Here is a 12810-nt window from a genome sequence, read left to right as displayed (position 1 = left end):
GGTCCCCTTGGCGTCGCCAGCAAGTCCCTTATGAAAATAGGATCGTCGACAAACGCTTGCGTCCCTCGACGGTTGCATCATCCGTGCCGCCCCAGGCCTCGAAGAATTGCACCAGCTGCTTGCGGGCGCCATCATCGTTCCATTTGCGGTCGCGCTTGATGATCTCGAGCAGCTGCTCGGTCGCCGCCGCGCGATTGCCTTGCGCGTTGAGCGCGGTGGCGAGGTCGAATCGGGCCTGATGATCGAGCGGGTTTGCGGCGACTTTCTGTTCCAGCTCGGCGACCGGTCCGAGCGATTTTGCCTGCTCGGCGAGATCGATCGCGGTCTGCACCGCCTTCACGGCAGGGTCATTGCGCTTGGATTCCGGCACCATGGCCAGCGTCTGCTTGGCCTGCTCCATCGCCCCGGAGACGGCGTAGCACTTCGCGAGGCCCGCAAGTGCCGCGATATTGGTCGACTCGTGCTGCAGCGCCTCGGCATAGATCTGCGCCGCTGCCGCCGCGTCGCCCTCGGCGAGCACCGCTTCGGCCTCCTGCACGATCTCGGCGACGTTGACCTCGCCCGGCGCGGTGACGCCCTTGGTCAGCCGCTCGATGAAGGCATTGACCTGGCTCTCCGGCACCGCACCCATGAAGCCGTCGGCCGGCTGGCCGTTGACGAAGGCGATCACGGCGGGGATCGACTGGATGCCCATCTGGCCCGGGATCGCCGGATGGTGGTCGATGTTCATCTTGACCAGCTTGACCTTGCCCTTGGCCGCCTTCACCGCCTTTTCCAGCACGGGGGTGAGCTGCTTGCAGGGGCCGCACCACTCCGCCCAGAAATCGATCAGCACCGGCTGGCGCTTCGATTCCTCGATCACGTCCTTCACGAAGGCTTGGGTGGTGGTGTCCTTGATCAGGTCGGCCGCAACCGGGCCCGCCGCTCCGTTACCCTGGTCGATGATCGTCACGGGATCCCCTCGTCATGTCTGGAATGGCGGCTCTTAGCACGCCGCCATATCATATGCTTGCTGTTGGCTCCTAAATTGGGCCGAATGGGCCGAATTTCAATCCAGGCGACCCGATTCGCCGGTTCCGGGGCACTTTCGCGCGGTTTGGCCGCATCCGGGGTCCATATAGGGCCTCCGATTGCGCATTGATGCCGCCGGTAGCTGTTGCATTCCCTGTCCGCTTTTGGCATACGACAGCCGTTGCCGGCGCGTCACGCGACCGACACAGGATGCGGGTGTAGCTCAGTGGTAGAGCACGACCTTGCCAAGGTCGGGGTCGAGGGTTCGAGCCCCTTCGCCCGCTCCAGTTTTTCCCAAGCGTCCAGCTAAGCCAGGGTCGGGCCGTGGTTTCCACGCCGCTGACGGCTGAATTGTTGGGTTCGACATGACCATTTTGATCACCGGCAGCGCCGGCCACCTCGGGGAGGCCATCCTGCGGACGCTCCGTGAGCGCGGGTCGCCTGCCCGCGGGATCGATCTAAAGCCCTCCCCCTTCACTGATGCTGTCGGCTCCATCGTCGATCCCGCCTTCATGCGGCGCCAGATGGACGGCGTCACCGCCGTCATCCACACCGCGACGCTGCACAAGCCGCATGTGGCGACGCACTCCAAGCAGGACTTTGTCGACACTAACGTCACGGGCACGCTCAACCTGCTTGAGGCGGCCGCGGCGGCGGGCGTGAGGAGCTTCGTCTTCACCAGCACCACCAGCGCGTTCGGTTCGCAGCTTCGTCCCGAGGCGGGAGAGGCGGCCGTGTGGGTTACCGAGGACCTGGCGCCGGTGCCGAAGAACATCTACGGCACGACCAAGCTGATGGCCGAGACTCTCTGCGAGCTGTTCTTTCGCGAACGCCGCTTGCCCGTCGTCGTGTTGCGGACCTCGCGCTTCTTCCCCGAGGAGGACGACGATCCTTTGATGCGGTCGGCCTACGCGCTCGATAACGCGCAGGCCAACGAGCTGCTCTATCGCCGGCTCGATATCGCGGATGCGGTGAGCGCGCATCTGCTCGCCGTCGAGCGCGCACCGAAGATCGGCTTTGGCCGCTACATCGTCTCGGCGACGAGCCCGTTCGAGCAACGTCATCTGGCGGCGCTGGCGCGCGATGCGGCGAGCGTCGTGCGCGAGCTCCATCCGGAGTGCGCGCGGCTCTACGCGGCGCGTGGCTGGCGCCTCTTCCCCGCGATCGACCGCGTCTATGTCAACGACCGCGCGCGGCGCGAGCTCGGCTGGCGGCCTGAATTCGACTTCGCGCATGTGCTGCGCAGCCTGCGGGATGACCGCGATTTCCGCAGCGCACTGGCGCGCGAGGTCGGATCGAAAGGCTATCACGACAGGCTGTTTGACGGCGGGCCCTACCCCGTCGCCCCGTGAGCCCGCGCTCGTCATTTCTCTCGGTGCATCAAGTGTCTGTCCGGCGTCACCGCGCGCGGAGCGGCCTGCGCCGTTCTACTGTGCATGGGGTTGTTTTCGCAGTTTGGGTGTTGGCCCCTCTCTTGCGCTGTCCGAAGGCGAGCTCCTGTCCGTCGGATTCCGCGTTGCAGCGAGAGCGCTGCCGACGCGGTGCTCGTGCCTCATCGACACTCCGTCTCAATTTTGAACGAGCGCAACTGCAGCACACGCGATGCTCTTCTCAGCGCTCGCAGATGTGCTAGCCTTTTTGCGTCTGCCTCCAGCAGACTCCGAACCTCGCCTCTCGACTAGCAAAACAAGATAAATCGCAGCCTTGCCGGCTGCCTTAGGGGAGTGACGCGATGACATCGATGTTCCATCGATCCGTGTTGGCGCTTGCGGCCGTGGCCATTCTCGCCGGGACCAGCGCCGGCAATGCGCAACAGCAGGACAAGAACCGGGCGCTGAAGAAATACGAATCCGGCACCAAGGAATTCTGGACCCATCCGCCGGACGATTGGTTTCTCGGCGACGAGACCGAGGCGCAGAAGGGCCTCGCTCCGCCCTCGGGCCCGCCGACCGGCGCCTCCGACGCCGAGCTCGCCAACATCGTCAAGAAGATCAAGCTGCCGTCCGGCTTCAAGATCGAGGTCTACGCCTCGGGCGTGCTGGCGGCGCGGCAGATGGCCTGGGGTGACAAGGGCACGCTGTTCGTCGGCTCGTTCGGCCTCGGCAACGTCTATGCCATCAAGGACAACAACGGGAAGAAGGAGGTCAAGACCGTCCTCAAGGGCCTCAACATGCCCACCGGTCTCGCCTTCAGGGACGGCGCGCTCTACGTCATCGCCGTCGACAAGCTGATCCGCTACGACAACGCCGAAGCCAATCTCGACAATCTCGGGCAAGGCAAGGTCGTCTATGACGACATGCCCTCCTATGCCGCGCATGGCTGGAAATACATTGCGGTCGACAAGGAAGGCTGGTTCTTCCTGCCGTTCGGACCGCCGTTCAACATCGGCATTCCGCCGACCAGCGTGTCGCAGATCCGCCGCGTCGATCCCAAGACCGGCAACGCCGAAATCTGGGCGCTTGGCGTCCGCAACTCGGTCGGCGGCGACGTCGATCCGCGCACCGGCAAGCTCTGGTTCACCGAGAATGCCCGCGACTGGATCAGCGACGATCTGCCCTCGGACAAGCTGAACATGATCAACCGGATCGGCGAGCATTTCGGCTATCCCTATTGCCACCAGGGCAATTTGCCCGACGACAAGTTTGCGATGGGCCACAAGTGCTCGGAGTTCACGCCCCCCGTGCTGAATCTCGGCGCGCACGTCGCTCCGCTCGGCATGAAATTCTACACCGGCGATCAATTCCCCGCCGAGTACAAGAACAATATCCTCATCGCCGAGCACGGCTCCTGGAATCGTCACAAGTACCAGGGCGCGCGCATCGTGCGCGTGATCGTCGGGCCCGACGGCAAGAATCCCAAGCGGGAGATCTTCGCCTCCGGTTGGCTCGAGGGTGACCAGGGCTATCTCGGCCGTCCCAACGACATCATCATCGCCAAGGACGGCTCGATCCTGGTCGCCGACGATTGGGCCGGCGCGATCTATCGCATCAGCTACAGCAAGAAGTAGCGCGTACGACATGGGGCTGCGGTGGCCGCAAGGCGCTGCAGCCCCTTCCGTCTGATTCATTGTCGTTCCGGATTGCGCCACTTGCGCGCAAGTCCGGAACCCATAGCCGCGATCCGTGGTTATGGAGTCCCGGCCAGCGCCAAGGGCGCGCCCCCGGAATGACGACATCGCTAGATCGGAATCTTCCCTCATGCGCCGACAAGTCCTCTCGCACGCAATGGGCGCGGTTGCGCTCCTGGCGCTCGGCGCATTCTCCGCGAGCGGCGCCGACAATGCCGCGATCAAGGAGAAAGCCTCCGCCTGCGCCGGCTGCCACGGCGCGAACGGCATCTCGCAGACGGAGAACATTCCCTCGCTCGCCGGCCAGCCCGATCAATTCCTGCAGTGGCAGCTGGTGTTCTTCCGCGCCGGTGCGCGCAAGAACGAGCAGATGCAGCCGATCGTCGAGCAGATGACCAACGAGGATATCCGCAATTTCGGCGCTTACTTCTCGCAGCTCACGCCGCCGAAAGGTCCGGAGGACAAGGATCCGGACCTGTCGAAAAAGGGCGCGCAGGTGGCTGCCGGTCGCCGCTGCGCCTCATGCCACACGGACAGCTATGCCGGCACCAAGGGCGTCGCCCGGCTCGCCGGCCAGCGCCAGGAATATCTCGTCAAGGCATTGCACGACTACAAGGCCGGCCAGCGCATCGGCAACGGCGTCGCTGCGATGGTCGATGTGGCCTATCGCATGAGCGACGAGGAGATCACTGCCGTCTCGCACTATCTCGCTCATCTGAAATAGCAGCTGAGCTGCTGCCGCAAACTCCATTGTTGTCCCGGACAGGCGAGGCGCCGATCCGGACGACATTGGAGAATGAGATCAGCTCCCCCGCTGCCTCTCATACGCCTTCAGATGCGTATAGGCGATGCGCAGCTTCGGCACGGGCACCTTGGCGGCATCGGCGCGCGCAATGAGATCGCCGATCACGTGGTCGGCCTCGACCGGCAGGCCTGCCTTGATGTCGCGGAACATCGAGGCCGTCATCGGCGAGCCCTCGGCGGTGAGGTTGCCTTTCACGCGTTCGAAGAAAGGGCCACCCGGCGGATAACCCGACGCGGTGGCGACCGCGCTGGTCTCGTCCAGCATGCCGAGCAGGAAATCCCGGCCACCGGGAGCGGCAAGGATGTCGCCGACCGAGGCGCGCATGAGGCTGGTGGATGCCGCGAGCGAGGAGAGGAACACCCACTTCTCCCACATGTCCTGCATGATGTTCTCGCTCGCGGTGGCGCCAGTGATGCCGCTCTTGAAGGCCTCGTCGATCGCCTTCACCCGGTCCGACATCTTGCCGTCGCGCTCGCCGTAATTGATCGACTGCATCGGCTGCAGCTGCACCACCTCGCGCTTCTCGTTCAAGGTTGCGGCGATGGCGCAGAGGCCGCCGAGCACGCGCTCCGAACCGAACCTCGCGTCCAGCGTATCGAGATGCCTCATGCCGTTGAGCATGGGGATGATCGCGGTGTTCGGCCCGACCGCCGCGGCGAACGACTTGATGGCGTCGTCGAGGTCGAACGCCTTGCAGCTCAAGAGCACCACGTCGAACTTGTCCTTGAGCGCGTCCGCCTGCACGGTCGGTGGGTTTTTCAGGGTCACATCGCCATTCGGGCTTTTGATGACGAGGCCCGCGCTCGCAAGCTCGTTGGCGCGCCGTGGTCGGACCAGGAAGGTGACATCGCGGCCGGCCTGCAACAGCCTGCCGCCAAAATAGCCGCCGATGGCGCCGGCGCCGACGACGAGGATACGCATGGAAATGCTCCGTTCCATTCCTGGCGAGTGGTGAACAGGGAGTAGCGAATAGCAGGCCCGATTTCCACCCGCTATTCGCTACGCGCCTCTCGCGCGCTTCACTTTCCCGACACCATCTCCTCGACCTCGCGCAGCTGCTCCTTGCCGAAGAACATCTCGTCACCGACGAAGAAGGTCGGCGAGCCGAACGCGCCGCGCGCCACCGCTTCCTCGGTGTTCTTGATCAGTCTGCCCTTCACGTCGGGTTCCTGGGCCCGGGCGAACAGCTTTTGCGCGTCGAGCCCGGAGGACGCCAGCGCCTTCGCGGCGATCTCAGGGTCGTCCATCTTCTTGGGCTCGCGCCACATGTGATGGAAGGCGGCCTCGACGTATTGCTCGAACACGCCCTCGAGCTCGGCCGCGATCGCCGTGCGCATCAGGTTCAGCGTGTTGACCGGGAAGTGCGGATTCCAGACATAGGGCTGGACATGGAAGCGCTTGATGAAGCGCTCGGTCTCGACCCGATGGAACTCGCGCTTGTTCTTGATGCCGGCGAGCGTCTCGGCCGGCGACTTGTTATTGGTCGATTTGAAGATCCCGCCGAGCAGGATCGGCACATAGTCGAACTTGACCCCGATCCGCTGCTCGATCGCCGGAATCGCCAGATGACTGAGATAGGCGTTGGGACTGCCGAAATCGAACAGGAATTGCGGGGCGGTACGGGTCAAGATCATTCTCCCTGAGGTCGCTTTTGTCCATTGTGGCGCAGGGCGTGCCACAGGTCCACCGTTTAATGATGGTCATAATACTTTGGCGGTCAGATCAGACGGCGGATCGCCCGCTTGCGCCACACCAGGAGGTAATAGCCCATCTGCAAAACGAACATGGCGCAGAACACGATCGGATAGGCAGCCCATACGCCGTCGATGCCGATCGTGCGGCTCAGGATGACCGCGGCTGGCAGCTCGATCACGACGATCGCGAAGATCGACAGCAACATCGGCGTGAAGGCGACGCCGCCAGCACGCATCGCACCCGAAAACACCGTCGCCAGGCCGAACGGCACCGAGCTCCACAAGGCGATGTACAACAGCCCTTTTGCCAGATCGAGGACGGCGCCGTCCGTGATGAAGATGCCAAGCACCGCGCGCGGCGCGAGATAGATCAGCGCCACCAGCCCGCCGGTCAGCACGAGGTTGAACGCAAGACCGGCGCGCACGATGCCGTCGAGGCGCGCTCTGTCACCGCCGCCAATCGCCTGCGCACCGAGGATCGAAACCGCGATCGAAATCGACATCGCCGTGAACTGTGTGTAGCCCATCACCTGGTTGACGGCACCGTACGCGGCCGTGGCGTTCGAGCCGAAGCTGTTGACGAGCCCCAGCAGCACCAGCTCGGCGATTGCCACGGCCATCATGCCGATGGCGCTCGGCAACCCGATGCCGAGTATGTTTCGCAGTACGGCGCCGTTAAGCCGAAGATGGCGCATCATGACAGCGTCCGGTGCGAGCGCGTGCTTCCTTCGCAGCAGATGGATCGCGAGCACGATCAGCGTCGCCGCGTTGGCGATCGCCGATGCCCATGCCGGACTGATGATTCCGGCCGCCGGCAGTCCTGACGTGCCGCGGATCAGCAATGGCGTCAGGATCAGGCCGATCGCAGTCGACAATGCCAGCGCCAGCAGCGGCGTCAGCACATCGCCGACGCCGCGAATCATCGCCGTGATCAGCAGGAAGACGAAGCCGAGCGGCATGGTCAGCAGCATGACCTTCGCATAGGCGCTGGCCTGATCGAGAATGTCCGGCGGCGTGGCGAGCACCATCATCAGTTCACGGCTGCAGAGCCCGCCAATCAGTGCGATCGGAATCGACAGCAGCAGGCCGACTGCGAGCGTCGTGCCCGCGATGATCTTGATCCGGCCGTGCTCGCCTGCGCCAAAGGCCTGGCCGATCAACACGGTGGCGCCGGTGCTGAGGCCCATGACGAAGGCGAAGAGAAAGAACATCACCGGAAAGAAGGCCGAGACCGCGGCGAGCGCGTCGACGCCGATCATCTGGCCGAGATAGACGTTGCTGACGGTGCCGAACAGCGATTGCAGCGCGTTGCTCAGCATCAGGGGTGCGAGGAAGCGGACGAACGTGGTCCAGAGCGGCTTCGGGGCGGACATGGATCGGCCTTTCATCAGGACGTGCGAAGCCGTTGCCACGCGAAGCACGCGTGGCCCGGCCGTCGATGGGGTTATGAGAACGGTGCCTTAAGCGCGGTCGCTGTAGGCGAGCTTGACGATGTGGTCGCGGATATCAGCCGGCCAGTCGGCTATCAGTCCGGTGAAGCGCCGCCGGTCGTCCGCGAACAGCGCGCGCGAGGCCTCCTCGAACTGCGGCAGATCGCCGGCCATGGCCGACATGAAGCGATAAGCCGCATCACGCGCCTGACGCTCGCGATCCTTGTCGCCGCTGGCGCGCCGCGCCTCTTCGACAAGCTTGCGCAGCGCGACCGAGGCGCCGCCGGGTCGGGCGTTGAGCCACTCCCAGTGCCGCGGCAGCAACGTCACCTCCCGCGCGACCACGCCGAGTTTCGGCCGGCCGCGGCCGCGTGGCTCGCTGGGTGCTTCAGCCGTCTCGGCCGGCGGCATGAGCTGCGCCAGCCGCGCCAGCACCTCACGATCGTCGCCGCGCAGGTCGAAGTCGATCGACCGGCCCGTGCCGTCGTCGAAGATGATGATCGGATGGTCCAGCGGCTGTGTCGCCCGCTTGACCGCGAGCGCGACATCGCCCGCCGTACCGGAGGCCAGCCGGCACTGGCCGGCAAAAGCTGTGTAGGTCCCGTGCATTGGAATCATGACCCTATTGATCGTATTACCAACTTTAATACCCGGGTAAATTAACGACGTCAATATATCCGGGTGAAAATACCCGCAGCGGTGGCTCGACAATGTGTTCCCGGGCTGGCACGAACGGCGCGGCGGATCGACCACGTCCAAGCCTTGAGGATCCACGATGCTGACCGTTCACCACCTCAACAATTCCCGCTCGCAGCGCGTGCTGTGGCTGCTCGAGGAGCTGGGCGTTCCTTACGAGATCGTGCGCTATCAGCGCCAGCCGGACATGCGCGCGCCGAAGGAGCTGCGCGCCATCCATCCGCTCGGCAAGTCGCCCGTCATCACCGACAACGGCAACACCATTGCCGAGTCGGGCGCGATCATCGAATACATCATCGCCACCTACGGCAATGGCCGGCTGATCCCCCCACCGAACACGCCGGAGCGGCTGCGCTACACCTATTGGCTGCACTATGCGGAAGGATCCGCGATGCAGCCGCTGCTGCTCAAGCTCCTATTCACGCTGATGCCGAAGCGCGCGCCGGCACTGCTGCGTCCGCTGGTGCGCAAGGTCTGCAACCAGGCGCTGACCGCGCTGGTCAATCCGCAGCTCAAGCAGCACATGGACTATTGGGAAGGCGAGCTTGGCAAAGCCGAGTGGTTCGCCGGCAGCGAATTCACCGCGGCCGACATCCAGATGAGCTTTCCGCTGGAAGCAGCCCAAGCGCGTGGTGGGCTCGAGCAGGGCCATCCCAAGGCGATGGCATTCCTGGAGCGAATCCATGCGCGGCCAGCCTACAAGCGCGCGCTGGAGAAGGGCGGACCGTATCAGGTCGGGCGGTGATTGTTTCCATCGTCATCTCGGGGCGGTGCCGAGCACCGAACCCGGAATTCCGAGGTTCTCAGGTGCGCAGTCGCGCACCATGGTTCGCGTTCGAGCGCCCCGGAACGGCGCCTCTCGATCAATCCGCGTACAGCACGCGTCCGCGCGTCTCCGGCAGCGCGAACGCGGCGATGAAGAACACGGCGTAAGCCACCACCGCAAAAATCGCGATCGCATTTGCCAGCGACGTCGTCGCCGATAGCGCGCCGACCAGGAACGGAAACAGCGCGCCGATGCCACGACCGAAATTGTAGCAAAAACCCTGGCCGGAGCCACGCAGCCGTGTCGGGTAGAGCTCGGTCAGGAACGCGCCGATCCCTGAGAAATAGCCCGAAGCGAAGAAGCCGAGCGGGAAACCGAGCACCCAGAGAATCTCGTTCGTCAGCGGCAGTTGCGTATAAAGCAGCACGACCGCCATCGCGCCAATCGAGAAGATCAGAAACAGATTGCGTCGTCCGATCCGGTCGGCGAGCCACGCACCGACGAGATAACCGATAAAGGAGCCGATGATCAGCGTCGCCAGATACCCAGTCGAGCCGACGATCGAGAGATGCCGCTCCTTGGTCAGGAACTGCGGTACCCAGAAGGTGACGGCGTAGTAGCCGCCCTGGCAGCCCGTGGCCATCAGAGACGCCAGGATCGTGGTCTTGAGGATCGGGCCGGAGAAGATTTCCCAGAGTGCCGGCCGATCGCCGCTCGCAGCCTGTCTTGCGCGGGTCTCTGCCGAGATCTGGGGCTCAGTGACCGACCGGCGGATGTAGAACACGAGCAGCGCCGGCAGCGCGCCGATCACGAACATCCAGCGCCACGCCGTCTCCGCCGGCATCAGTGAGAACAGGACCGCCTGCGACAGCACGGCGAGGCCCCAGCCGACCGCCCATCCCGATTGCACCGAGCCGACGGCGCGTCCGCGATATTGCGGCCGGATCGCCTCGCCCATCAGCACCGCACCGGCGGCCCACTCGCCGCCGAAGCCGAGACCGAGCAAGGCGCGGGCAATCAGCAGCTGGTCGAAACTCTGCACGAACGCGCAGATCAGCGAGAAGAACGAGAACCAGATGATCGTGATCTGGAGCGTCCTGACCCGCCCTATATGATCGGACAGATAACCGCCGAGCCAGCCTCCGATGGCGGAGGCGAGCAGCGTGACCGTGCCGGCAAGGCCGGCCGAGGCCGCATCGACCTTCCACAGGGCGATGATGGTGCCGATCACCAGCGGATAGATCATGAAGTCCATGCCGTCGAGTGCCCAGCCCGCGGCGCAGGCCCAGAACGTCCGCCGCTCCGGCATGTTCATGTCGCGATAGAAGGCGAGCAGGCTGGTGTCCTCGATCTCAGCACGTTCGATGCGCTGGTTCGGATCCGAGGTGGTCATGTGCGTTTCCCGGCAGTTTCTCGAAGGCTGCGCATTGGTAGCACGCATGGCAGCGAGAGCTAGCGGGCCTGCGCTCCCGTGCCATGCAATGACGCGGCTACTGCCCCGCCGCTTCCGCGCCGCGCGTCCGCGGATCGGCCGCGCCGAGCGGTCCCTCCGCTGTCACGCAAATCGAATTGGCCGATGTCTGCCCCATCGGTTCGACGATGTGGTGACCCATCGCCTTCAGTTCGCCCAGAACATCGCTGGGGAACCCGCGCTCGACGCGCACCTCGTCCGGGAGCCATTGGTGATGCAGCCGTGGTGCTGCGACTGCGGCCGCGACATCCATTTTGTAGTCGAGGACGTTCACGATCACCTGGAGCACGGTCGAGATGATGCGGCTGCCGCCGGGCGAGCCCGTCACCAGCACCGGCTTGCCCTCCTTCAGCACGATCGTCGGAGACATCGAGGAGAGCGGCCGTTTTCCCGGCCCTGGCAGGTTGGCCTCGAAGCCGATGAGGCCATAGGCATTGGAGGCGCCGACTGCCGCGGTGAAATCGTCGAGTTCGTTGTTGAGCAGTACGCCGGTGCCATCGGCGACGAGGCCGACGCCGTAGCTGAAGTTCAGCGTGTAGGTGTTGCTGACGGCGTTGCCGCGGGCATCGACGACGGAGAAATGTGTGGTGTTGCTGCCCTCGCGCGGCCCAGCAGAAGCGGACACGAGTTCCTTCGACGGCGTGGCGCGTTCGGAAGAGATGCCTGCGCGCAGCTTGGACGCATAATCTTTCGCGATCAGCGTCTCGATCGGTGCGTTGACGAAGGCGGGATCGCCGAGATAGCGCGCGCGGTCGGCATAGGCACGCTTCATGGCCTCGATCAAGAGATGCAGGGATGCCGCCGATCCCTGCTTCAGATCGGCAAGCTGATAGCCTTCGAGGATATTGAGCGTCTCGACGAGCACCACGCCGCCGGACGACGGCAGCGGCATCGAGACGATGTCATAGCCCCGATAGCTGCCGCGCACCGGTGCGCGGATCACCGGCTGATAGGCCTTGAGGTCGGCCGGCGTCATGATGCCGCCGGCGTCAGTCACCGCCTTGGCGAGTTTCTCCGCGACTGGTCCCTCGTAGAAGCCGCGTGGTCCCTGTGCGGCGACGGCCGACAGTGTTTCGGCGAGATCGGCTTGCACCAGTCGGTCGCCTTCGCCCAGCGGCGTGCCGTCCGGCCGCGAGAAGATCCTGGCCGAGGCAGGCCAGCGCGCCAGCCGCCGGTGCCAGCTCGGCAGCGTATCGGCGATGTCGTCGTTGACGATGATGCCGTCGCGGGCGAGCGCGATGGCGGGCGCGAGCAATTGTGCCAGCGTGAACCGGCCCGAGCCGTACTTGTCCAGTGCCAGCGCGAGGCCCGCGACCGTGCCGGGTATGCCGATGCCGAGCGCGGAATCGCGTGATTTTGCAGCATCGGGTGTGCCGTCAGCGCCGAGGAAGATCTGCGGCGTGGCGGCGGCCGGCGCCGTCTCGCGATAGTCGATCGTGATGTCCTCGTTGCGATCGGCGGAATGGATCACCATGAAGCCGCCGCCGCCGATATTGCCCGCGCGCGGGTAGGTCACCGCCATGGCAAAGCCGGTCGCGACCGCAGCGTCGACCGCATTGCCGCCGCGCCGCAGGATGTCGGCGCCGATCTGCGCGGACAGCTTCTCCTGCGCCACCACCATGCCGTGCTCGGCGGCGACGGCGCGCACCATGTCGCGCGCGGGCGGGACATAGCCCTGCCGCGCATCCTGTGCGGTCGCGGGAGCGAAACCAAACGCCAGAGTGGCAATGAAGGCGAAAAATGTCCGCCGTGTCGAATACGATGACATATCAAACTTCCGCCGCGGCCTCGGGCCAGTTCACACGCCTCGCTGCAATGCTATACGGTTTGCTCCAACAGAGGCAAAACTGTTCGTGATGAGGATTGCGTG

The 12810-nt window shown here is 64.7% G+C and carries 11 protein-coding genes and 1 tRNA gene; 5 read left to right on the top strand and 7 right to left on the bottom strand.

Features of this window, described 5'->3' with window-relative positions; translation table 11 throughout:
• Window positions 1-28: 28 nt before the first annotated feature.
• Window positions 29-952, bottom strand: coding sequence for a thioredoxin (trxA, locus tag K408_RS0111075; protein ID WP_024338726.1), 924 nt, complete (start codon window positions 950-952; stop codon window positions 29-31).
• Between the two features lie 271 nt (window positions 953-1223).
• On the opposite strand from trxA, the gene K408_RS0111070 reads away from it, so the two are divergent.
• The 4 genes from K408_RS0111070 to K408_RS0111055 all read left to right on the top strand — a co-directional run bounded on the left by K408_RS0111070 (window position 1224) and on the right by K408_RS0111055 (window position 4802).
• Window positions 1224-1298 (top strand) — tRNA-Gly (locus tag K408_RS0111070).
• Between the two features lie 78 nt (window positions 1299-1376).
• A complete protein-coding gene (locus K408_RS0111065) occupies window positions 1377-2363 on the top strand; it encodes an NAD-dependent epimerase/dehydratase family protein (RefSeq protein WP_024338727.1) in 987 nt (328 codons plus the stop codon).
• Between the two features lie 380 nt (window positions 2364-2743).
• Window positions 2744-4018: a PQQ-dependent sugar dehydrogenase gene (locus K408_RS0111060; protein ID WP_024338728.1), complete on the top strand. Its 1275-nt coding sequence runs from the start codon at window positions 2744-2746 to the stop codon at window positions 4016-4018.
• Window positions 4019-4208: 190 nt separating this feature from the next.
• The gene (locus K408_RS0111055) at window positions 4209-4802 is read left to right on the top strand and encodes a c-type cytochrome (protein WP_024338729.1); all 594 of its coding nucleotides are present in this window, start codon (window positions 4209-4211) and stop codon (window positions 4800-4802) included.
• Window positions 4803-4880: 78 nt separating this feature from the next.
• Here K408_RS0111055 and panE read toward each other — a convergent pair whose 3' ends face one another.
• From panE to K408_RS0111035, 4 genes are all read right to left on the bottom strand, one after another.
• Window positions 4881-5804, bottom strand: a complete 924-nt coding sequence (gene panE / locus K408_RS0111050; protein ID WP_024338730.1) for a 2-dehydropantoate 2-reductase — start codon at window positions 5802-5804, stop codon at window positions 4881-4883.
• Between the two features lie 98 nt (window positions 5805-5902).
• Entirely contained in the window at window positions 5903-6511 is a 609-nt protein-coding gene (locus K408_RS0111045) for a 2-hydroxychromene-2-carboxylate isomerase (RefSeq protein ID WP_024338731.1), read from the bottom strand.
• Between the two features lie 89 nt (window positions 6512-6600).
• Entirely contained in the window at window positions 6601-7950 is a 1350-nt protein-coding gene (locus tag K408_RS0111040; protein WP_024338732.1) for an MATE family efflux transporter, read from the bottom strand.
• Between the two features lie 87 nt (window positions 7951-8037).
• Window positions 8038-8616, bottom strand: coding sequence for a DUF2239 family protein (locus K408_RS0111035; protein ID WP_028145866.1), 579 nt, complete (start codon window positions 8614-8616; stop codon window positions 8038-8040).
• Between the two features lie 166 nt (window positions 8617-8782).
• Here K408_RS0111035 and K408_RS0111030 point away from each other — a divergent pair, with 166 nt between their 5' ends.
• Window positions 8783-9448 (top strand): glutathione S-transferase family protein, encoded by a 666-nt coding sequence (locus K408_RS0111030; protein ID WP_024338734.1) that lies wholly within the window; start codon window positions 8783-8785, stop codon window positions 9446-9448.
• A 118-nt stretch (window positions 9449-9566) separates the two neighbouring features.
• Here the strand turns inward: K408_RS0111030 and K408_RS0111025 are convergent, their stop codons facing one another.
• Together K408_RS0111025 and ggt are read right to left on the bottom strand one after the other, a co-directional pair.
• The gene (locus K408_RS0111025) at window positions 9567-10862 is read right to left on the bottom strand and encodes an MFS transporter (protein ID WP_024338735.1); all 1296 of its coding nucleotides are present in this window, start codon (window positions 10860-10862) and stop codon (window positions 9567-9569) included.
• Between the two features lie 97 nt (window positions 10863-10959).
• Window positions 10960-12708, bottom strand: coding sequence for a gamma-glutamyltransferase (gene ggt / locus K408_RS0111020; RefSeq protein WP_024338736.1), 1749 nt, complete (start codon window positions 12706-12708; stop codon window positions 10960-10962).
• Between the last annotated feature and the right edge of the window lie 102 nt (window positions 12709-12810).

It is taken from the genome of Bradyrhizobium sp. in8p8 (assembly GCF_000426845.1).
In the GTDB taxonomy this organism is placed as follows: domain Bacteria; phylum Pseudomonadota; class Alphaproteobacteria; order Rhizobiales; family Xanthobacteraceae; genus Bradyrhizobium; species Bradyrhizobium japonicum_C.
The sequence above is the reverse complement of the archived record's forward strand: the minus strand, read 5'-3'. Positions and strand labels throughout refer to the sequence as shown.

Excerpts from the sequence above, each read along its gene's own strand:
- panE (WP_024338730.1), bottom strand. The coding sequence starts at position 5,804 with ATGCGTATCCTCGTCGTCGGCGCCGGCGCCATCGGCGGCTATTTTGGC.
- K408_RS0111055 (WP_024338729.1), top strand. The coding sequence starts at position 4,209 with ATGCGCCGACAAGTCCTCTCGCACGCAATGGGCGCGGTTGCGCTCCTG.
- K408_RS0111025 (WP_024338735.1), bottom strand. The coding sequence starts at position 10,862 with ATGACCACCTCGGATCCGAACCAGCGCATCGAACGTGCTGAGATCGAG.
- K408_RS0111060 (WP_024338728.1), top strand. The coding sequence starts at position 2,744 with ATGACATCGATGTTCCATCGATCCGTGTTGGCGCTTGCGGCCGTGGCC.
- K408_RS0111035 (WP_028145866.1), bottom strand. The coding sequence starts at position 8,616 with ATGCACGGGACCTACACAGCTTTTGCCGGCCAGTGCCGGCTGGCCTCC.
- K408_RS0111065 (WP_024338727.1), top strand. The coding sequence starts at position 1,377 with ATGACCATTTTGATCACCGGCAGCGCCGGCCACCTCGGGGAGGCCATC.
- K408_RS0111030 (WP_024338734.1), top strand. The coding sequence starts at position 8,783 with ATGCTGACCGTTCACCACCTCAACAATTCCCGCTCGCAGCGCGTGCTG.
- ggt (WP_024338736.1), bottom strand. The coding sequence starts at position 12,708 with ATGTCATCGTATTCGACACGGCGGACATTTTTCGCCTTCATTGCCACT.
- K408_RS0111040 (WP_024338732.1), bottom strand. The coding sequence starts at position 7,950 with ATGTCCGCCCCGAAGCCGCTCTGGACCACGTTCGTCCGCTTCCTCGCA.